Source organism: Roseobacter sp. EG26 (assembly GCF_049830555.1).
Classification (GTDB): domain Bacteria; phylum Pseudomonadota; class Alphaproteobacteria; order Rhodobacterales; family Rhodobacteraceae; genus Roseobacter.
In genome coordinates this window covers 75,319-94,731 of the sequence record NZ_JBNBLH010000014.1, presented here as the reverse complement: position 1 = coordinate 94,731, position 19,413 = coordinate 75,319, and the positions used below count along the sequence as shown (strand labels likewise).

The 19,413-nt window shown below is 57.3% G+C and carries 18 protein-coding genes; 6 read left to right on the top strand and 12 right to left on the bottom strand.

Features of this window, described 5'->3' with window-relative positions:
- Positions 1–118: 118 nt before the first annotated feature.
- Together ACOTTU_RS22010 and ACOTTU_RS22005 are read left to right on the top strand one after the other, a co-directional pair.
- Positions 119–733 (top strand): hypothetical protein, encoded by a 615-nt coding sequence (locus ACOTTU_RS22010; RefSeq protein WP_425661220.1) that lies wholly within the window; start codon positions 119–121, stop codon positions 731–733.
- A gap of 481 nt (positions 734–1,214) precedes the next feature.
- Positions 1,215–1,565, top strand: coding sequence for a hypothetical protein (locus tag ACOTTU_RS22005; protein ID WP_425661218.1), 351 nt, complete (start codon positions 1,215–1,217; stop codon positions 1,563–1,565).
- Here ACOTTU_RS22005 and ACOTTU_RS22000 read toward each other — a convergent pair.
- The 6 genes from ACOTTU_RS22000 to ACOTTU_RS21975 all read right to left on the bottom strand — a co-directional run bounded on the left by ACOTTU_RS22000 (position 1,546) and on the right by ACOTTU_RS21975 (position 7,357).
- Complete coding sequence (locus ACOTTU_RS22000; protein WP_298921998.1) at positions 1,546–2,283, bottom strand: SDR family oxidoreductase; 738 nt, start codon at positions 2,281–2,283, stop codon at positions 1,546–1,548. The two genes, ACOTTU_RS22005 and ACOTTU_RS22000, sit on opposite strands and share 20 nt — an antisense overlap.
- Positions 2,280–3,602 (bottom strand): FAD-binding protein, encoded by a 1,323-nt coding sequence (locus ACOTTU_RS21995; RefSeq protein ID WP_425661216.1) that lies wholly within the window; start codon positions 3,600–3,602, stop codon positions 2,280–2,282. Before ACOTTU_RS21995 ends, ACOTTU_RS22000 begins: the two co-directional genes overlap by 4 nt.
- On the bottom strand, positions 3,599–4,021 hold the full coding sequence (locus ACOTTU_RS21990) for a GtrA family protein (RefSeq protein WP_425661214.1): 423 nt from the start codon (positions 4,019–4,021) through the stop codon (positions 3,599–3,601). Before ACOTTU_RS21990 ends, ACOTTU_RS21995 begins: the two co-directional genes overlap by 4 nt.
- Entirely contained in the window at positions 4,018–5,454 is a 1,437-nt protein-coding gene (locus ACOTTU_RS21985; RefSeq protein ID WP_425661212.1) for a UbiA family prenyltransferase, read from the bottom strand. The genes ACOTTU_RS21990 and ACOTTU_RS21985 overlap by 4 nt, the downstream gene beginning before the upstream one ends.
- 191 nt (positions 5,455–5,645) lie before the next feature.
- Complete coding sequence (locus ACOTTU_RS21980) at positions 5,646–6,707, bottom strand: hypothetical protein (protein ID WP_425661210.1); 1,062 nt, start codon at positions 6,705–6,707, stop codon at positions 5,646–5,648.
- A 131-nt stretch (positions 6,708–6,838) separates the two neighbouring features.
- Positions 6,839–7,357 (bottom strand): VPLPA-CTERM sorting domain-containing protein, encoded by a 519-nt coding sequence (locus ACOTTU_RS21975; RefSeq protein WP_425661208.1) that lies wholly within the window; start codon positions 7,355–7,357, stop codon positions 6,839–6,841.
- A 511-nt stretch (positions 7,358–7,868) separates the two neighbouring features.
- Between ACOTTU_RS21975 and ACOTTU_RS21970 the strand changes: the two genes are divergently transcribed.
- Positions 7,869–9,305, top strand: a complete 1,437-nt coding sequence (locus ACOTTU_RS21970) for a PQQ-dependent sugar dehydrogenase (protein WP_425661206.1) — start codon at positions 7,869–7,871, stop codon at positions 9,303–9,305.
- Between the two features lie 16 nt (positions 9,306–9,321).
- Here ACOTTU_RS21970 and ACOTTU_RS21965 read toward each other — a convergent pair whose 3' ends face one another.
- Positions 9,322–10,122, bottom strand: coding sequence for an FkbM family methyltransferase (locus tag ACOTTU_RS21965; RefSeq protein ID WP_425661204.1), 801 nt, complete (start codon positions 10,120–10,122; stop codon positions 9,322–9,324).
- Positions 10,123–10,339: 217 nt separating this feature from the next.
- Here ACOTTU_RS21965 and ACOTTU_RS21960 point away from each other — a divergent pair, with 217 nt between their 5' ends.
- The 3 genes from ACOTTU_RS21960 to tviB are packed head-to-tail and all read left to right on the top strand — an operon-like array spanning position 10,340 to position 13,931.
- Entirely contained in the window at positions 10,340–11,563 is a 1,224-nt protein-coding gene (locus ACOTTU_RS21960) for a glycosyltransferase family 4 protein (RefSeq protein ID WP_298922006.1), read from the top strand.
- A 55-nt stretch (positions 11,564–11,618) separates the two neighbouring features.
- On the top strand, positions 11,619–12,635 hold the full coding sequence (locus ACOTTU_RS21955) for an NAD-dependent epimerase/dehydratase family protein (RefSeq protein ID WP_425661201.1): 1,017 nt from the start codon (positions 11,619–11,621) through the stop codon (positions 12,633–12,635).
- 12 nt (positions 12,636–12,647) lie between these two features.
- Entirely contained in the window at positions 12,648–13,931 is a 1,284-nt protein-coding gene (gene tviB / locus ACOTTU_RS21950) for a Vi polysaccharide biosynthesis UDP-N-acetylglucosamine C-6 dehydrogenase TviB (RefSeq protein WP_425661199.1), read from the top strand.
- Between the two features lie 25 nt (positions 13,932–13,956).
- Here tviB and ACOTTU_RS21945 read toward each other — a convergent pair whose 3' ends face one another.
- From ACOTTU_RS21945 to ACOTTU_RS21925, 5 genes are all read right to left on the bottom strand, one after another.
- Complete coding sequence (locus tag ACOTTU_RS21945) at positions 13,957–14,409, bottom strand: PAN domain-containing protein (protein ID WP_298922009.1); 453 nt, start codon at positions 14,407–14,409, stop codon at positions 13,957–13,959.
- Positions 14,406–15,794, bottom strand: a complete 1,389-nt coding sequence (locus ACOTTU_RS21940; protein ID WP_425661197.1) for a GMC oxidoreductase — start codon at positions 15,792–15,794, stop codon at positions 14,406–14,408. The genes ACOTTU_RS21945 and ACOTTU_RS21940 overlap by 4 nt, the downstream gene beginning before the upstream one ends.
- A gap of 107 nt (positions 15,795–15,901) precedes the next feature.
- Positions 15,902–17,035, bottom strand: a complete 1,134-nt coding sequence (locus ACOTTU_RS21935) for a hypothetical protein (RefSeq protein WP_425661195.1) — start codon at positions 17,033–17,035, stop codon at positions 15,902–15,904.
- A gap of 106 nt (positions 17,036–17,141) precedes the next feature.
- Positions 17,142–18,881, bottom strand: a complete 1,740-nt coding sequence (locus ACOTTU_RS21930; protein ID WP_425661193.1) for a hypothetical protein — start codon at positions 18,879–18,881, stop codon at positions 17,142–17,144.
- Between the two features lie 188 nt (positions 18,882–19,069).
- Positions 19,070–19,411, bottom strand: a complete 342-nt coding sequence (locus tag ACOTTU_RS21925) for a hypothetical protein (protein WP_425661191.1) — start codon at positions 19,409–19,411, stop codon at positions 19,070–19,072.
- Positions 19,412–19,413: the final 2 nt, after the last annotated feature.

The window sequence follows — 19,413 nt, the reverse complement described above, 5'->3', positions numbered from 1 at the left end:
CCATATGCTCGCCCATTTTTGACGAACCGGCATCGTGGGTGTGCGTCTCGGGGCTGGCCCTGACAGCTGCTACGAAAGCTTCGACCTCAGCTGCTGTTTTTGGCAACTCGATCGGGTCATGACCACCACCGTGGTCCATACCACCATGATCGTCACCGCCGTGATCCATGCCGCCGTCACCATGGTCGGTGTCATCGCCATGGTCGTCGCCGCCGTGGTCCATGCCACCATCGCCGTGGCCGGTGTCATCATCGTCGCCGTCATGATCAGCGTCATCGTCATGGTCGTCGCCGCCGTGATCCATGCCACCATCGCCGTGGCCGGTGTCATCATCGTCGTCATCATGATCAGCGTCATCGTCATGGTCGTCGCCGCCGTGATCCATGCCACCATCGCCGTGGTCGGTGTCATCATCGTCGTCGTCATGATCAGCGTCATCGTCATGGTCGTCGCCGCCGTGGTCCATGCCACCATCGCCGTGGCCGGTGTCATCATCATCGTCATCATGATCAGCGTCATCGTCATGGTCGTCACCGCCGTGATCCATGCCACCATCGCCGTGGTCGGTGTCATCGTCGTCGTCGTCATGATCATGGTCTGTTGCACTGTCTTCTGTGCCTACAACAACCCGACCTTCGTCATCATCGCCGTGATCCATGTCGTCATCATCGTCATCGTGAGGCATGGCGAGGACATCGGAGTGCTTTGCAGTACCGGTTCCGGGTCTCTCTGAGATACCGGCAACAGCGGCGGCCCCAAAGCTCATCAAGCTAAAGAAAAAAGCCAACATCTTAACGGACCTCCAGAAGGAGGGCGTCGATCGATGGACGATCCGGGGTGATTTCACGACGTGAATTGGCATTCTGTGAGAATGCTATCACTTTTTTCAAAGTTGTAGACATTTGGCAGCCTGTTTCGGAGTTACAGCGCCCTCAAACGGTCAAATTTGAGGGATTGATGTAACCTATGGTTAAGTTTTGTGGTGCTTTATGGTTAACGGCGTGACCGTCAGTGGTTTTTTTTGTGCCCAAAATATGGCCACGAGTTGCCATACGTCCTCTTGGTCTGCTCTCTGATTTCAAAGGCTTTTTATGGACCTTGATTGTCAGGGCCAATAACAGGGGGCGCAGGCAAGCATCAAGGCGCTTACCGGGTGGCAAGAAAATTCCGACCCGAATTTTCTCGCATTGGTTGTATGTGCCAATTCTTGCCCAATGAGGCAGGCAGAATGGAATCCGATCTACGGTTCGCTGGAAATATTTTGCAAATCACAACCCCAGAGCGAGGTTACTGCATGCATTAAATACAAGAGGTTAGGGCCCCGCAGCGCGGCGCGCGGGGCTGTGAGCGGTAACAGAGGCATGTGGCGTTGCGGCAAAAAACTGCCGATATGCGCGCTGCGCGATTTTAAGCGGATTATCGCTGCTGCAAAACAGGCCGTTTCGGGTGCAAAGGCAGGTCAGGCCCTCTCAATGATTTTCGCAGGCCATATTTTGCCTCACCTGACCCCGGGTAAATACGGGATTTCCGCCGATAACCTGCGCATCAGATCTTCATTTTCTTGAAGAGACTCTCCGGAATATTGCGGATCACCAGCATAATTATGCGCCAGAGGCCCCGCACATAGATGACATTCTGGCGGGTAATACTCGCGCGATGCACGGCATCGGCAACCTCCTCGGGGGCTGCGGTCAGCTTGGCAGGCAGTTCCATATCTTCGGTCATCTTGGTTGCGACAAAACCGGGGAGCACGGTCACGACATGCACACCTTCCCTGGCCAGACGGTTGCGCAGCCCGGACAAAAAGGCGGTAAACCCGGCCTTGGCGGACCCGTAGACATAGTTGGTCGCCCGCCCCCGGTCGCCTGCAACCGAGCTGATGCCCACAAGCACGCCCGAGCCCCGCGCCTCAAACCGGTTGGCAAGCTCGGACAGGATCAGCGCAGGCCCTTCGAAGTTGGAGCGCAGGACTGTTGTGGCTGCCGACATATCGGTCTCGTTGTCGGATTGCTCCCCCATCAGGCCCACAGCACAGATGGCAACATGCGGCAGAGACGGCAACCCGTCGACAAATCCGGCAAAGCTGCCTGTGTCCAGAGCATCGAAATCATGCAAGCTGACCTCTGTGCTGTAGCGCAGGGCAATGTCGTCCCGCTCGGCGCTCAGGGATTGCGCATCCCGCGCGGCCAGCTGAATGGGATGACCCGCCTTGGCAAAGCGGTGGGCAATCGCCAGCGCCATATCAGAGCGGGCACCAAGGATGAGAACCGGGCGGACGGTCATAGGGCCAGCCTCCGGGCCTGTGCCGACATGAAAGCCACCTGTCGCTGTTTGTCGTCTCGCATTTTCAAAAAATCCTCTGTTCGGGGGTCGGAGTGCCGCAGGGTTTCAGCCGTCATCCGGCTGTCCTTGGCCAGATAAAACCGCCCGCCATGTTCCAGTGTAATCTCATCAAGCCGGGTCATCAGGGCCAGTGTGCGCCGGTTGACCGGGAAATCGAGCGCCAGCGTGTAGCCTTCCATCGGAAAGGAAAACCGGCTCTCCTGCGCGCCCATGCGTTTGAGCACGGCCAGAAACGACCCTGCCCCGGCATTTGAAATCTCTTCCAGCAGGCGGTGCATGCCCTGGCGCGAGCTTTCCAGCGGCAAGACGCATTGGAACTGGGCAAAACCACGGCGTCCGTAAATCCGGTTCCAGTTCAGAATGGCATCCAGCGGATAGAAATAGCTGTCCCAATCGACCAGCCCTTCACCGGCGTTCCGGGTGCCGTTCCAGTAATAAAGCGCGTTGAAGGCCCGCACGGTCCAGCCGTTCATCAACCCCGCAGGGGGTGCGAAGGGGACGGACAATTTACGTTTCATACCGGTTTCAAAAGGTTTGCGCCTGCGTGGTTTGGGCAAATCTTCCAGCGTGGCATGCTCGCCCAGCATCACCAGGGACCGCCCGCGCTCCGCACCTTTGCTCAGACAATCGATCCAGGCCACGGAATAGGTGGCGTCCTGAGCGCCCTCAAAGGCGTCAATGGTCGTCTCCAGATCAGGTGTTGGGTGCAGGGTCTGGCGGATCCAGCCCGTTTCCACCGCCCGCAGACGCAAGGCCGCGCGCAGGATCACCCCGGTCAGCCCCATGCCGCCCAGTGTCCAGGAAAAAAGCTCTTTGTTTTTCCGGGGCGAACAACGGATGACCTTGCCGTCCGCACCCATCAGATCGATCCAGTCGATAAAATTGCCCAAGCTGCCGTCAACATGGTGGTTCTTGCCATGCACATCCGCAGCAATCATGCCCCCCAGGGTCACGAATTTGGTGCCCGGTGTGACCGGCAGAAACCAGCCCCGGGGCAGAAAGCCGGAAATGATGTCGGCCGCCAGCACCCCGGCCTCAGCCACCAGCACCCCGGTTTTCTCATTAAAGGAAATCATCCGGTTAAAGTGGCGCATGTGGATGGTATTTTCGGTGCTGATCGCACTGTCGCCATAGGCACGCCCATTGCCGCGCGCGATGCCATCACCTTCCGCGATCAGGGCCCGCAGCGTGCCCTCGTTCCGGGGAGCAGAGACGCGGGCGGTGTGTTTTGGAAACAGCCCCCAGCCCGACAGGGTCATGTTGCAGGCTCCAGAGCGTGATCGGTGAACACAAAGCGCCGGTCGAGGTTGTATTTCACCACATAGCCGACCGCGAGCCCCAGCACAGCCCCCAGTTCCCGCATGGTATCGGTCTGCCAGATCATCCAGAAAGCCGTCTCGGTCCCCCAGAAGATTGCCGTCGTGATCAGACCCATCGCCGTATAAAGCGTGAATTTCTTGCCATGGGCCTTCACCCCGGTGCTGTGGTCGGCAAAGATCCAGCGCTTGTCGAGAACGTATTTTACCACCAGCCCCACAAGGGTACCGGCTGCCACTGCCGCCATGAACCACAGGGCGGTTTCTCCCCCCGACAGCACCAGTCGCTGGGTGGCCAGATTGGCCAGTGTCGCGATCACCGCAAAGACAGTGTAGCGAAAGACAAGCGTGCGCAGGGTCAAATGACAGCTCCGATCGCGGCGCAGGCAAAGATCACCAGCGCACAAATCCGGCTGTTGCGGTCCTTGGCTGCAAAAAGAACCGGGTCATCATCCATATGCCCGCGGTGGGTAATCATGACGATGCGGCTGATCCAGTAGAGCAGCACAAAACAAATCCCCCAAAGGGCTGCCGGGGTTGCGTAAAGCTCCACCACCCCGGGTGAATTCACATAAAGCGCCATCACCAGAACCGAGACATAACCCGCCCCCAGTGACATCATCGAAATGATCTCCAGATCCTTGACGGTATAGCCGCGTCCGCTGACATCGAGCTTGCCGCGTTCAGCCATATCCACCAGTTCCGCCTGACGTTTGATCGCCGCCATCGAAAAGAAAAAGAAGATCGAGAAAGCCAAAAGCCAGACTGACAGCTCAAGCCCCGTTGCCACGCCACCGGCGATGATCCGCATGGTATAAAGCCCGGCCAGCACGCAGATATCCACCACCGCCCGCCGTTTGAGAGTGATCGAATAGGCCAGTGTCGCCAGATAATAAACCAGCATCGTCAGCGCAAAGGCCCCCCCCAGAGCCAGGGACAACCCGGCCCCCACCAGCAGAAGGCCACCCGCCATGCCGGTGCCATGGGCGATCTTGATGCTGCCTGAGGCAAAGGGCCGGTTGCACTTGCGCGGATGCAGCCGGTCAACGCGCAGGTCCAGCAGGTCATTGAGCACATAGACGCTGGAGGCGATCAGCGAAAAGGCGATGAAAGCGGCAAAGCTTTGCATCAGGGTGGCCCCGGTCAGCTGATGCGCGGTCAGCATGGGCAGGAACACCAGAACGTTCTTGAGCCATTGATGGGGCCTGAGCGCCTTGAGATAGGGCTTGAGGCTTTGCGCGGTTGTGGTGAGTGCCTCGACCTCAACACCCAACCCGTCAACTTTCGTCTGCAGAGCGTCGGAGATATTGACCGGGATCGCCAGATCCGCCGCCTGCCAGACCGGCAGATCAGCCACGGAATCGCCCATATAGGCGAAGCGGGAGCCTTTGAATGTCTCTTTCAGAAACTGCGCTTTTGCCGCCCCCTTCAGATTGGTTTTTCCGTCTGATCCGTGCACTTCGTCAAAAATATCAAGATGTTGACCGATCTCATCTGCAAGGGACTGATCTGTGGCCGTCACAAGAGCGGTCCGCACACCTTCGGCGCGGCGTGCCTGAACATAGGCGATCACCTCGTCGTCATAAGGCAGGGTCGTGACGTCAACGCCGGCAGTCTGCGATAAATATTGCTTCATGGCAGCCTTGCCGCCGGTGAGGGCTGCTGCGGTACGAAAAGGGCTGCGCCAATCCTGCCCTAGGGCTGACCAGAAGCTCTCATAGAGCATATCCGACCGCAATAAAGTGCCATCAAGATCAACAATCAGGATGTCTGTGGGGAAGGGAGTGTTGCTCAATTTGCCTGCTCAATCTTCATGTACGAACCATGGTCTGGCATAAGGCACCATAGCTTAACCGATAAATAAACGATAAATTGCGGCCCTAACGAGGCGCTTGCGGGATAATTTTGATCTTCTGGGGAACCGTTAGCATATTTCGCCAGCTCCCTGCCAGACTGGTTTTCGCCAGACCCATCAACCGTTGAGCGCTAATCAGCTGCCGACCAGAAAGACATCCATTCTTTCTGAAGCGCCTCATTCAGGCCGCTGTCTTTGAGCCCTTCTGGTGCAAAACGCCGAAAAGAGCGTCGGGCCAGATCCTTTGCCTCGCTTCTTTCCAGCATATCCAGTGCGATATGCGCCCAGACGTCCCGCTCCTCGGCTGAGCCTGCGGATCCGCTGGCCAGATAAGCAAGATAGCCAAAGCGATAGGTGGCATCCGTTTGATTGAGCATTGCGTGTATGCGCGCGCGCAGCTTGGCCGCCAGAGGTTTTTGCGGATCGGTAATGACCGGCAGGTTCTGCGCCGTCTGTGCCGAATACTGACCTTTGAGTGCGGCCAGGGCAGAAGGGATTTGCCCGTGGTATATATGACGTCTGTAACCCCAATAGTGATCGACAAGATCCTCTGCCAGCTGCATCTCGCCATCCCGAGGCAACAAGGCACCCAGGACAAATTGCTCGATGTTGAAGACCGGCTCGATTTCATGAAGCCTGCGCATCAATGTACAAGCCTCTTCCAGTGCCTCCGACATTGTCGGCATGACGCCAATCAGCCCGGAATTATACATCCGCGCTGACGGGGAGACCACGTCATCCAGACCCGCTGCTGCCGCTTTCCCCAGAAGCGACGACCAGCTGTGCAGATCACTCAACACCCCTTCGCTGGCATGCATGATGGCGCTGGTTTTGGTAATCCGATCAAAAAGACGCCGCGGGTTCTGTTTGAACGCGGTATCAGTGTCTACAAAACAAACCTTGCCGCCTGCAATCTCCAACGCTTTTCTGAGCGCGAAAATCTTTATGGCGTGATTATAGGTGCCTTCGAGCGTCCAGAGCCTGCGCTCCTCCTCACTCATAACATAAGAGGTCACCGGCAGATCGGGCCGCTGATTTGCCGCATCGCAAAACAGCAGAACCTGCAGGTCGGACGTCTCTTCTTTTGCCTCGCGAAACGCAGACAGTACACTATAGCTCAGTTCCTGCTGATACTTCTGGTTCTGCCCGTAGACGAGATAGAGGAGTGTGTGCCCGGCGTCTGCACGCGACATGGGAGCGTTCCTTCAACTGTTCCGGAAAACGGGTAGCCCAAGGCGCCCTCGGGTCACAACCACAAACGGGGTCCGGCAACGAAAAACGGCGGCCCGAAGACCGCCGTTTTCAAAACTGTTCTTATCGCAGATCAGGCTGCTTTTTTGTCCTTGCGACGGCGTGCAACGCCGAAGCCTGCCAGGGCTGTACCCATCAGCAGAATACCTGCTGGAACTGGTACCTGGCTGACGCTGATGTTCACGTCAAGGAACTCGCCGGAGAAACCGGTCCAGCTCAGAACCACGTACTGGTCATCCTGTGCGGGGCCAGCGAAGTTGGTTCCCAGGCTGCCTGAAAAACCAAAGCCAAGATCGGCCAGGTTGACAGAACCCAAGGAAACATCGCCTGGCTCGTCAAACCACTCCAGCGTGGCTGTTGTGAATGTGTCACCAAACAGACCGAGGTTCACAGTCGCTGCAACAGCAGAGGCTGGAATCACGTTGGAGAAGAAATCCAGGCGAACGCTGCCGCTGGACGGATCAGCTGGCGCTTCTACTGTGAAATCGCAGTTGTACGAGTCACCATTGGCGATGTCGAAATTTCCACCAAGAGAGCCATTGGCGTCGCAAGTCTCAACGACTGCTGCACTGGCCGCGAAAGGGGCGGCCATCGCGATTGCTGCGGCTCCCAAAGTTGTTTTAAAGTTCATACTTATAACTCCTGTTAAATTTACGATACGCAATATTTTTACGTACACTACGAACGTTACCCAGTGAGAATTTACCTTTCTTTAAGGAATAACGGAAGGCATTTCTGGCTTGCGGCAGCAGAAACAACCTTTAGTAGAAAAAGCCTCGAACAGGGCGCCTGAAACCCGATAAATTGTCCCTGACGTGGAAACAATCGGTTAGAATCTGTGAAGGTGACGGCAAAAATCACCAATCTCTGCGCGTATTTGTGCGAAGGTGCTTCGGGCATTTCGGCTAAAATTAGCCCATTTATGGGCATTCACACGAATCATTTGATTATTTTGATTCTTCTGGTCTGGCGGGTTTGGAGGTCGGGATTTCAGCCCAGAGTTGCGCCACAAGGGCGGTTGTGGCACAGCAATATGACGACATAGTACCGCCGTATTGGCGTGCAGATATACGTCAGGTAATTTTTTGGTTCTCAGGGTCATTATGAAACGTTCTTACTGGTTGCTATTATTCTTTATTGCCCTTCTGGGCGGGCTCTATTTCGGTGGTACCTATGCGTATAAGAACCGCCTCTATGCGCCGTTCAGCGATCTGATCAGCGATGAAACGAAAAAGACCCTCAAGGATACGGTGCTGATCTTTCAGAGAAAGGCCGAGCTTGAGGGAGAGGTCGCAGCGCTTGAAAGACGGATTGATCAGTTTGACGACGTGCAGGAACTCTTTGAGACCGCGTTGCTCAACAACCCGAACCTGCCCGAAGACCTGCCCTTCTACTTTGTCTCCGAGCAGAGCTTCGAGACTGATCGGGATCGGTTCTCCATGGTCAGCTACGAAACCCCCTTCGTCCCGCTTTCCCATTTCGGCCGCCGGGCCTATGTCGAATTCCATGACGGTGCGTTGTTGCTGATCACGGCAAAAGGCACCGTTGGGCGGGTGCCGCTTGAAAAGATCGAGGGCGATGCCTTCAGGATGGAGGCGCTGCACACCAACCTGCCGGAGCTGATCCCGAACCCGGAATTCTATGAATTCGGACAGCTGAGCATCAAGGACGCGCTGGTCAAGGATGACCGGTTGCTTCTGTCTTACTCCAAAACCCTGTCCGAAGGCTGTTATACGCTCGCAATCGCCGCCGCGGACCTGGGCGGTGACACCCTGACTTTCGCGGATATCTTCGTGCCGGACGAATGTGTCCGGGAAGAGAACGATTACGGTGAATTCGCCGCCAATCAGACCGGCGGCCGGATGCTGTCGACGGGGCCGGACACGCTATTGTTCTCAACCGGTGAGTGGATGGTGCGGGACCTGGCACAGGACCCGCAGAGCCTTTTTGGCAAAATCGTCGAAATTGATCTGACCACGTCCGAATTTGTGGTGAAATCCATGGGACACCGCAATCCGCAGGGGCTCTATTTCGATCCGGAGGCAAATATCATCGTGACCTCGGAGCACGGCCCTGACGGGGGGGATGAGGTCAACATCAACCGCACGCCGGATGGTGATCCTGAAAATTTTGGCTGGCCCATTGCCTCTTATGGAGAGCACTACAACACCGGCCAGAAATATTACGACAAGGCCCCGCTTTACAAATCGCACGCAGATCACGGGTTTCTGGAGCCGGAACTGCATTTCGAGCCGTCCCTCAGTCCTGCGCAAATTCTCAGAATGGCGCCCGATCCGCGGGATCCTGACCGCTATGCCCTGCTGATGGGCTCCATGGGGTTTGACTACCGGGAAGGCGACGAGTCCTTGTATGTCTTTGACCTGGATGAGGATTTCAGGATCACGTCACGTGAACGCATCGTTGTGGATGATCGGGTCCGCGATATGATCCACCTGCCCGGCACGCAACGCTATGTGCTGTTTCTCGAAGGGGAAGCCTACGAGCTTGGCACCATTGCGATGGTGACCGTGAACCCTTGAGAAACCCTGTTGGCCCTCAGCCGGCAGCGGGCGGTCGTTTTGCCAGAATGGCACTTTTGTGCCGGGGCGATCTTTGGCATGTGAACCCGGCCTGAGACAGGATTTCGGTGCAGTTCTCGATTGTGGCAGGCGCATGGACCTCAAGGTTCAACGCGCCGGTACGCTGAAGCCAGCCCGCCTGCGGGTCGAGAACCGCGTGCTCGGCACCCTCGATGTCCATCTTCATGAAATCGATCCAGTCGACACCCACTTCCTGCATGAGCGTATCAATGGAAATCGCCCGCACGGTCACCTGTGAAGCGCTGCTTGCGTCCTGATCCCCGGAGATATGATACCCCCATTCCTCATCGCTTTTCGAATAGGTCACCTCGCCGTTCTCGGACCAGATGGCCGCGTGAACAATCTCGCAGCGTGCACCAAGGGCTGCCGTGTTGCGGCGCGCCATGGCCACATTATCCTGATCAAGTTCGACACCAAAAACCCGTGCGTGAGGGTAGAGGGTTCCGAAATCAAAGCACGAAAACCCCACATTGGCGCCCAGATCGAATATCACCGGTTTTTCCGCCAGGGGGTCTGCGGGCAGATGATATTTCCCCCAGAAGACATCCCATAAAACCTCCGCGTCGCTGGTTCCCGGGCGACAAAAGAGCGTGGCCCCGGGCTTGCGGCGCAGGTTCAGGGCCACCTCCTGCGGCCCGCCCCTTGCAGCGGGTGCTATCTGGTTTTTACGTAGCGTGGAAAAAGCGCGCACATCATCAATGCCGGAAAAAAACATCATGTAGCGCATGAACCAACCGACTTTTGAAACCAATGACATGAAAGATGACCTTTTTCAAAATGAGCCCGGGCGCGCTAAAATTATCACCATATAACACATCTGGTGGCGGCCTGCGTCTCACCAGACTGTCCTAGAAAACAAGGCGGGTTCAAAATACATACTTCAAGAGTCGTGAGGCAGGCGAATCTCCGCTATAGGGAGGTAAGACCGGGCACCCGATAACCGGGTGTCCCTGAAGCGAGAGTAATGAGTCCCGATGACACCTGGATCCGTCCTTTTGTTTGTGCATCCGCCCTTTTACAAACAGGGCGACAAGGTGTTTTTCGACACGCAGGCCCAGAACGGATTGCGTCTGTGGGCGGATAATTTCGAGGCGGTCAGGATCATGGCCCCGCTGGTGGATGCCCCCCCCGAAGGCCCGCCTTCCGATACGACAGACCTGCAACCCTTTCTGGACAAGCACCCGACCGTTGAACCGGTGATGCTGCCCCGCCGCGGCACGCTGCGGTTCATGAAAGACCTCGGACCGGGCAAAAAGGTTATCCGCGCGCAGATCGAGGCCTCGCAATATCTGGTTTTCGGATTTTCCGGCTACATCGGGGACTGGGGGACCGTGGCGTGCCGGATGGCGCTCCGGATGGGACGGCCCTATGCTATTTTCAAAGATGGCGTGGCGCATCGCGTGGCCCGGGTCTCGCAGCAGAAAGAACAGAGGTCTTTGCTGCGCCGCCTGCGCAATGGTCTGGAAAACACCTTGATGAAATACAGCGACCGCCATGTGGTACGGGGCGCAAAACTGGCGCTTCTGCATGGGCAGGATACGATGGAGTATTACGGTCCTTTCGCCAGCGATCCGCGTCTGGTGCATGACATTCACATCTCCAAGGCGGACCGGATCCCGCAGGCCGATCTGGATCGCAGGCTGGCGGAACGCGATCCGGGGCGTTTGCAGGTGGCTTACGCCGGTCGTGTCGAAGAGATCAAAGGGCCCGGTCACTGGATTTCTGCGCTTCGGAATGCCCTGCGCGATGGCGTGCAGATCACCGCTAAATGGTATGGCACCGGGACCCTTTACGACGAGCATAAAGCGCAGGTGGCCGAGCAAGGGCTGGAGGAAGCAATCCGTTTCATGGGCTTCGTCGCCCATAAACAGATGCTGTCCGAAATCCGTCAGGCTGATGTCTTTGTCTTCACCCACATGACAGAGGAATCGCCCCGCTGTCTGATCGAAGCGCTGTCAGCGGGGCTGCCGCTGGTGGGTTATGACAACGCTTTTGTGCGGGATCTGGTAGGCTCCTCGCAGGCGGGTCTTTTTGTGCCACGCGGGGATGTCGATGCGCTGACCGCAGCCTTGAAAGGGCTGGCCAATGATCCCGAACAGCTCAAGGCCATGGCTCTGGATGCGCGCAGGGTGGCCGAACCTCTCAACGACGAAGATGTGTTCCTGCATCGCAGTGACATTATCAAAAACGCCCTTTAAACCGCCTCGGAAGGTCCCGGGCAAAGTCGCGGGCCAGCGCGCGGGAAATGCAACCATGTTCAGACGCATCTTTATTACGGGGACAGCCGGCTTTATCGGCTTTCACCTGGCAAAACGTCTTCTCGCCGAAGGGTTTCAGGTCCATGGCTATGACGGCATGACCGATTATTACGATGTCACGCTGAAACAGCGCCGTCATGCCATGCTGCTCCAGCAGCCGGAGTTCCGGGCGACCGAAGGGCTGCTGCAAGATCACGCCTTGCTGGACAGCGTCACGGATGCCTTTGCCCCGGATGTGATTGTGCATCTCGCAGGCCAGGCAGGGGTGCGCTACAGCCTGGAAAATCCGCGTTCTTATATCGACAGCAATGTGATCGGCACCTTCAACGTGATGGAAGCTGCCCGCAGGCTGAAGGTGCAGCATCTGCTGATGGCCTCGACCTCCTCTGTCTACGGGGCAAATGAAGATATGCCCTTTGCAGAGACTGAAAAAGCCGACACGCAGCTCACCATCTATGCCGCAACCAAGAAAGCAAACGAGAGCATGGCGCATTCTTATGCGCACCTGTGGGATCTGCCCACGACCATGTTCCGCTTCTTTACTGTTTATGGCACCTGGGGTCGGCCGGATCTAGCGCTTTACAAATTTGTCGATGCCATCCTCGATGACCGTCCGATCGATATCTACAACCACGGCGACATGTACCGCGATTTCACTTATGTGGACGATCTGGTGCGCGGCATCCGGTTGCTGATGGATGCGGTGCCCGAACGCCCTGCAAGCCGCGATGACATTCCGGAAGGGGATAGCCTGTCGCCGGTGGCACCCTATCGGGTGGTCAATATCGGCAATTCCGACAAGGTGCGGCTACTGGATTTCGTAGATGCCATCGAAGACAGCCTCGGCAAGAAAGCGCAGCGCAACTATATGGACATGCAAATGGGCGATGTGCCTGCCACCTGGGCCAATGCCGATCTGCTGCACAGGCTGACAGGCTATCGCCCCCAAACAGATTTTCGCGAGGGCATCGAGGCCTTCGTGACGTGGTTCCGTGACTACTACGGGAAATGATGAACGAAGGGTATGAATGTGCACCCCCTGGATAAGCTGACCCTTGCCGTCATCGGCCTTGGCTATGTCGGCCTGCCTCTGGCCGTGGAATTTGGCAAATCCCGCCCGGTGGTTGGTTTTGACACCAATGCCCTGCGCATCACCCAGCTGCGCGCGGGCCATGACGTCACGCAGGAGGTCGCCCCCGAAGAGCTTTCAGAGGCGCGGCATTTGTCCTTTTCCGACGCGCTGGAGGATCTGGCGGGCTGCAATACCTATATCGTTGCGGTTCCGACCCCCATCGACGTCAACAACCGGCCCGAACTTACCCCGCTCATCAAGGCCTCGGAGACCGTGGGGCAAGTCCTGAAACAGGGCGACATCGTGATTTACGAATCCACCGTCTTTCCCGGTGCGACCGAAGAAGTCTGTGTCCCAATCCTGGAACGTGTTTCGGGTCTGAAACTGAACGCGGGTTTTTTCGCAGGCTACAGCCCCGAGCGGATCAACCCCGGCGATACCGCACATCGGCTGCCCTCCATCTGCAAGGTCACATCAGGCTCGACCCCTGAAGCGGCCAATCTGATTGATGCGCTTTACGCCAGCATCATCACGGCGGGCACCTACAGGGCAGAAAGCATTCGTGTCGCGGAAGCGGCAAAGGTAATCGAAAACACGCAACGCGATCTCAACATCGCGCTGATCAACGAGCTGGCTGTCATTTTCAACAAGCTTGAGATCGACACCGAAGCGGTCCTGAAAGCGGCAGGCACCAAATGGAACTTCCTGCCCTTCCGCCCCGGTCTGGTGGGAGGGCACTGTATCGGTGTCGATCCCTATTACCTGACCCACAAGGCGCAGGCGATCGGCCATCACCCCGAAATCATTCTGGCCGGGCGGCGGATCAATGACGGGATGGCCGATTACGTGGCCAGCCAGATGGTGAAAGCCATGCTGCGCAAGGATATCTCCGTGGGGCAGGCCCGGGTGCTGGTGATGGGGATGACCTTCAAGGAAAACTGCCCGGATGTGCGCAATACCAAGGTCATCGACATGATCACTGCCCTGCAGGACTATGGCATCACAACAGATGTCATCGACCCTTGTGCAAATACCTCCGAAGCAAAGCGGCAGCACGGTATTGAGCTGATAGAGACGCCAGAACCTGCGTCCTATGACGGGATCATTCTGGCGGTGCCGCACGAGGGTTTCAGAAGCATGGACGTTGCTGAAATACGCGCTCTGGGCAAAACCCCCCATGTCTTTTGCGACCTGAAGAGCGTTTTTGACAAAGGCGATAGTGACCTGCGACTGTAAACCGGCGCCCTACCCCGTTTTCATATCACCGGCGGCCCGACACATAGGACATCAGGTCGGAGACGATCTTTTCCGGCGTGTCGGCCTTCAGCCAGCATACCTGCCTTTTTGCTTCCAGCGTATGGGTTGAACGCGCATAGGTGAAAGCCTGGCATTTGCTGTTGTCTTCACAGGCTGCCACACATTCCCCGAGATTGCGCACCCGCATCATCTGGAAATCATTGCTGCCCGGAATATCCGTATTATCGAGGATTTCCAGCTGGTCGCTCTCGACCACCTGATCTGCCTGCGCAAAGGCGTCCAGATCCTCGTTTGTCAGCAACCATCCTTCCGGCGCGGGCGGCTGCGGCGGTGCCGATTGCTGATGGTAGGGCTTTATTCTGGTATAGTAGTGATGCAGCCCTGTTGCGGTGGCGAGCGCGCCCCCAACGGTGCCACCAATGCCCAGAGCCAGAAAATCACGGCGCGCCAGTTTCATGAGGGCTCTCCCAGATGGTCCCCCAGCCGCAGGGCCAGGGCAACAAGTGTCAGTGTCGGGTTGGCATATCCGCCGGTGGTAAAGACGGATGATCCCGCGATGGACAGGTTGCTGTAGCCATGCACCCGGCAATTGCCGTCCACAACGCTTGATCCCGGATCATCTCCCATACGCGTGGTACCCATGATGTGCCCGCCCCCTTCAACCGCACGGTAGATCACCTCGTTGTCGATCCTCATGCGCCCCTTCCCTTCGCGCGCAAGGATGCCCCCCATTTGCCGAAGGTAGGTGTCGATGGTGCGTAGCGTGTCACCGGAAATCACGCAATTCGCCCGCAGGCGCGGCATGCCGGAAGGATCGTGACCTTCGGCAAGTGTCACGCGGTTCAGCGGGTCAGGTGGCATTTCAGAACGCGCCCAGACATCATAGGCACGGGCGCTCCCGCCTAAGGCCCGGACAATATATTGCTCCACATGATCTTCGAGATCGACGTCCTGTTCGAGCAGCTGAAAAGAGGCATCAAGCCGCCCGTTTTGCTCAAAGAGATCATCCGTCGGCACCAGCGCCGGCTCCGCCGAGCCGAAACTCTCCGGGAGTTCCTCGAAAACCATCTCCTGCGCCACAACCATGCGCGCACAATATAAGAAATGCGGATGCTCCATCAGGTAGCGCCCGACCTGATCGTTTTCATTGCCGACGGCCACATCTCCTCCGGAGCGGGACGCCAGCAGGATATGCGCATTGCCCAATCCGCCTGCGGCCAGAACAAGCTCCTGCCCCTCCTCCAGCGATATGTCCCGCTGGCCCGCCTGTGCGGTGAACAGTCTCAGACCGGTAATCCGGGTGCGGGCCTCATTTGCAAAAAGCGCCGTGACATTGGTTTTCAGAAGAACATCGATTTGCGGGTTCTGCTGCAAATCCTCCAGATAGGCATCATAGATCCGGAGCGGCTCGTCACTTGTCGAGAACGGGCGCGCTGTGAACCCGGTCATGAAAGGGGCCTCATAGGTCAGGAAATCCGTGGTCCGCCCAAGTATCTGGGCCGCCTCCGGGTAATAGAGATCAAGTTCCGCCGCCGTGATGGGCCAGGATGCGAGGTTGCGCGCCGTGAGCGGTGCGCACCACCCCCCCCAGACAGCGGAAGTGCCGCCGAAGGCCCTGATCCAGTGTAGCCCCCAGTGATCTTCGCCGTAATGACCGTGGGCATAGACCTTGCTGTAGTGATCTTGCAGATCGCCTTCGAAATCCTCCGCCCCGGTTTCGAGGATCAGCGATTTCTTTCCATGGGTTTCCAGCCGTTTTGCCAGGGTAACACCGGCCGGGCCTGACCCGACGATGAGAACATCATAGGCCTCAAAAGATACCTCAGCAGCATTCACAAACATCCGGCTCTCCCCTCTTTAACAAAACCGCTCTTTTAAAAGGCATCCAAATTTTCAGCAAATCACCTGAATGGGTGTTACAGGCAAATACATTTGATCTTCAATGCTCATCAGGCAGCCTCATCCCGCGTCGCCCATCCGAACAAAGTCTGAGCGGCATAAACAGACGCAAAGACGATCGAGAAGACATAATGCCGGTCCGATCCCAACGGAAAGAGCAGAAAATGCCCGGCCAGAAAAACAACGGCAATGATAGCCCGGGCAGTAAGGGGCGTCACATGCCTGTTTCTCCTGATGTCCGCCGCAATCACCAGAAGGATCACTCCCGGCAACAGCAGGGTCGGGGCAAATCTGATCAGCGCAAACACATATATCTTCACGTAAGCCACGACATCGGTTTCAAGAGCCATCGTCGCCGGATAGGGATCAGGGGCATCGTTCATCAGCGTGAAGTTAAACAGGGTCAGATGGCCGTAATTTCCGTAATGGTGATTGACGAAAAAATAGAGCGCGACAGAGAGACCGGCGAGCAGGTAGTAGCGGACCCTGGTCTCGCGTTCCGCCAGCAGCAGGATCACCGCCAGTCCTGTCAGAAGCACGCCGTCGGTTCTGATCAGCACAAGCAGCACCAGCAAAACGAAGGCAACCAGCCTGTTGCTGTGCATCAGCAAAAGCGCCAGAAGTGCGACCAGCGACGCCAGCGCGTCCGGCGTTTCCATCTGCCCCGCCCCGATGACACCTGCCCCCGCCACAAGAACGGGCACAATCCCCAGAGCCAGCAGCGGCGGCAAGGCCCGGGGTCCCTGCATCAATGCCCATCCTGTAACCAATGTGATGAGCCCGGCACTGAAGGCGCTGATGATCTGGGCGGCCCCGACAAGACCCCCGGTCACCGGCGCGAGGATATTGAGCAGAAAGATATAGGCCACCCGGATGCGATAGAACGGCAATTGCTGTTCCAGAGCAATCGGGTCACTGAAGATGGTATATCTGTATTCCCCATGTCCGGATGCTTCCGGGCTGCCTGCCAGAATGCCGAATATCGCCGGGTCATAAGCATTCTTTATGACTTCATAGGTCTTCTCATGCAGTTCCTGACCGCTCAGCCCGAGGCTTTTGAACGCAGAGGCTACATATGTGATGACATCCCAATGTGCGACAGGTCTTGAAAGCGCGAAAGCCGCCACGGCGAGGCTCAATACGATCAACGATACGACAGAAAACAAGAAAACAGACTTACTCAAAATACTCTCTCCCAACCGGGGCTTTGCGTCACATATCAAAATACTGATAGATCAGCGGATCATATAATGCGGGGACCGGAAAACAGACCACGTAGCGCAAAACCGATTACTGAATGTCGATGCGCACGCTGGCAAGCGCCCCCTTGTCGTCATACACAGGTTCTACCCCTTGGGCTTCTCTGACCCGGCTGCGGCGAATATATGCCAGATCGCTGCGCATATGGGGCATGTCGATAAATTCCAGAGGGGCGTAATCCGCAGCAAAGGCCTCTGTATCGGAAAACCCCGAGGCCGCGGCAAAATTCCGGCCCCCAAAAAAGAAATCCGGTTGCACATCTTCCAGCAGATAGGTGGTCAGGAACGCCTTGTCGTCCATGTTCTTGGCAATCGTCCGGTTGATCAGGCCGCCCAGGTCCGCCAGCCGGATCATCCGGTGATACGCGATCCCGCCCGCATCGTGATGCGCCAGCAGCGGGTCTTCGATCTCCAGCCGCTCCGACAACGTCTGGAAGGTATTCCCGACAGCCACGACAGCGGCCAGCGGTGTTGTCGGGCTGGCTTTGAAACCTGCCAGTTGCAGGGCAGTTGTATGCAGCACAATCAGGACCGCCACTGTGCTGAAACCTGCCCGAACCGCGTAAGAAGACAATCCGCGCAGACCCAGGGAAGCGACAAGCAGGGCAATGGGTAGAACCGGCATCAGGAAGCGGTATTGCCCCATCCAGTCCCCCTTGGCCCAGATCACGAAGAACACATGGGCCAGAAGGATCGCGATCGCAACGATGATCCAGGGCGGTAACGGCCTTGTCCGGATCACAAACGCCAGCCCCAGAACCGACAGCAGCGCCGTGTCGCGCAGACCCGACAGAATATAGGCCCAACCGCCGCCAAGCGGGTTGAACAGGCCGGTCAGGCCGGTGCCTGACGATTTGGCGTAAAACGGATTGGGCATCGGATCCCCGAAATAGGCCATGCGGAAGGCGATCAGCGCCAGAAAGGTCAGAAAGGGCACAAGCGCCACGGCGATATCCGCAGCGTTGATCAACCGCCCCCCCCTACCCCGGGTCAGAAAGACCGCCGCACAAAAGACACCGATCACGATGATCGGGGCTTCGGGACGGGTCAGGACAAAGACGGACAAGATCACGGCGACAGGCCAGCGCCAGTGCTCGAAAAGGTAGACGCATAATACGGCAAGGAGCAGAATCAGAGCCTGCAAGGCGTGTTCCTGCCCCGATACCGCCCAGACAACGGTGGGTCCGGTGGCAATCCCGGTCCCGCAAATCAGAAGGGCCAGCGGGCTGCGGGTCTCGCGGGAGACGATCCAGGCACAGATACAGATGCACAGAACGGAACAGCCGATGCCAAGGTATTTGGCTGCAATCGGAATATCCGCCCCCAGACGGGCCGCAAATGACAACAGCAGCATCCAGGTAGAGCTGGAATATCCTTCCTCAGCAGGCAACCAGGGTTGTGCAACAAGCCCCAGGCCATCCGCCAGCGAGCGGCTATAGGCGAATGTGATGCCAGCATCATCGATCCACCAGTCCTGCAGGTGCAGACCGAGCACCAGAAAATAGCAGATCGTGACCCCCGTGATCAGCAAAAATGCCCAAGCAGGCGGAGCGGTATCGCTCCGCGGGTCTGTGAGGAGTGCAAGGCCGGTCCCGATCAGGGCAACCCCAAGCGCCTGGATCAGCCAGATGTTCGCTGTCGGAGCCTCCGCCAGCAGGTAGGCTCTTGAGACCAGTTGTTCGGGGAAAACAAGGTTCAATGCTCCCAGCAGGATCACCCCGCCACTGAATATCCACCTTATGCTCAAGAAAACACGCACCATCGTCACCATATTCGTTCCTGATCCGTATATCAGGTGATCTACTGCTGGCCCAGAAATCCACCCTTAACAAGAGTGTGCCAGACAGAGTGGTGCAAAAAAACGGCAATCAGGGGGTCTGATGCGGGCCGGGCCGGGGAGGCGTGATCCCCGCAAACGCCAAGCGCTGCACCCAATCAGGACGCAGCGCCAGCGAAGGATCACAAGGTTCGCACCTGCGCGATCAACCGGCCCAGGTGGCGCGTCTTGGCCAGCAGAACGGCATAGGTACCAACGATCCAGGGCACGTGGGCCAGCAGTCCAAGCGTGGGTGTGGTGGCGCAGAAGGTGACCATGTAATCCAGGATCACCCACATGTACCAGAGCATGGCCAGACAGGTGAATGCCATGGCCAGTTCCGCCCAGCGATACCGGTTGCGCTGCTTGGTATCCGGCATGATGCCGGGGTAGCGCGCAACGATTTCCCGGCACAGAAGATGCACAACTGTCAGAGGCAACATGCCCAGAACCATCGAGGCGAAATATATATGTGCTGCTGTCATTT

Excerpts from the sequence above, each read along its gene's own strand:
- ACOTTU_RS22010 (WP_425661220.1), top strand. The coding sequence starts at position 119 with ATGACCACCACCGTGGTCCATACCACCATGATCGTCACCGCCGTGATC.
- ACOTTU_RS22005 (WP_425661218.1), top strand. The coding sequence starts at position 1,215 with ATGAGGCAGGCAGAATGGAATCCGATCTACGGTTCGCTGGAAATATTT.
- ACOTTU_RS22000 (WP_298921998.1), bottom strand. The coding sequence starts at position 2,283 with ATGACCGTCCGCCCGGTTCTCATCCTTGGTGCCCGCTCTGATATGGCG.
- ACOTTU_RS21995 (WP_425661216.1), bottom strand. The coding sequence starts at position 3,602 with ATGACCCTGTCGGGCTGGGGGCTGTTTCCAAAACACACCGCCCGCGTC.
- ACOTTU_RS21980 (WP_425661210.1), bottom strand. The coding sequence starts at position 6,707 with ATGTCGCGTGCAGACGCCGGGCACACACTCCTCTATCTCGTCTACGGG.
- ACOTTU_RS21975 (WP_425661208.1), bottom strand. The coding sequence starts at position 7,357 with ATGGCCGCCCCTTTCGCGGCCAGTGCAGCAGTCGTTGAGACTTGCGAC.
- ACOTTU_RS21970 (WP_425661206.1), top strand. The coding sequence starts at position 7,869 with ATGAAACGTTCTTACTGGTTGCTATTATTCTTTATTGCCCTTCTGGGC.
- ACOTTU_RS21965 (WP_425661204.1), bottom strand. The coding sequence starts at position 10,122 with ATGTCATTGGTTTCAAAAGTCGGTTGGTTCATGCGCTACATGATGTTT.
- ACOTTU_RS21960 (WP_298922006.1), top strand. The coding sequence starts at position 10,340 with ATGACACCTGGATCCGTCCTTTTGTTTGTGCATCCGCCCTTTTACAAA.
- ACOTTU_RS21955 (WP_425661201.1), top strand. The coding sequence starts at position 11,619 with ATGTTCAGACGCATCTTTATTACGGGGACAGCCGGCTTTATCGGCTTT.
- tviB (WP_425661199.1), top strand. The coding sequence starts at position 12,648 with ATGAATGTGCACCCCCTGGATAAGCTGACCCTTGCCGTCATCGGCCTT.
- ACOTTU_RS21945 (WP_298922009.1), bottom strand. The coding sequence starts at position 14,409 with ATGAAACTGGCGCGCCGTGATTTTCTGGCTCTGGGCATTGGTGGCACC.
- ACOTTU_RS21940 (WP_425661197.1), bottom strand. The coding sequence starts at position 15,794 with ATGTTTGTGAATGCTGCTGAGGTATCTTTTGAGGCCTATGATGTTCTC.
- ACOTTU_RS21930 (WP_425661193.1), bottom strand. The coding sequence starts at position 18,881 with ATGGTGACGATGGTGCGTGTTTTCTTGAGCATAAGGTGGATATTCAGT.
- ACOTTU_RS21925 (WP_425661191.1), bottom strand. The coding sequence starts at position 19,411 with ATGACAGCAGCACATATATATTTCGCCTCGATGGTTCTGGGCATGTTG.